Source organism: Sphaerospermopsis reniformis, from assembly GCF_005402885.1.
GTDB classification, from domain to species: Bacteria; Cyanobacteriota; Cyanobacteriia; order Cyanobacteriales; family Nostocaceae; genus Sphaerospermopsis; species Sphaerospermopsis kisseleviana.
Genome location: NZ_BJCE01000644.1, coordinates 1 through 251 on the forward strand (window position 1 = coordinate 1; position 251 = coordinate 251).

A 251-nucleotide genomic window follows, 5' to 3' on the forward strand; every position below is an offset into this window, starting at 1 on the left:
TAGAAAGACCTGAAGACAATGATGAGCAAAAAAGATACTATTCGGGAAAGAAGAAATATCACTCATTTAAAAATCAAGTTGTCACCATGCCAAAAGGAGGAGATATAGTAGATGTGACGGTAGGCAAACCAGGACCAACTAGCGATATTTCTTTGTTTAGAGGTCAACAAGAAAAATTTGATTCTGGACAGAGATTTCAAGGAGATAAAGCTTATATAGGTGGAGATAATATGACTACACCTCAGAAAAAG

General features: G+C 35.9%; 1 protein-coding gene. It reads left to right on the forward strand.

The window, feature by feature from the left end; all coding sequences use genetic code 11:
• A partial coding sequence (locus tag FFR48_RS28695) for a transposase family protein (RefSeq protein ID WP_137669648.1) occupies positions 1-251 on the forward strand: 251 nt, incomplete at both ends.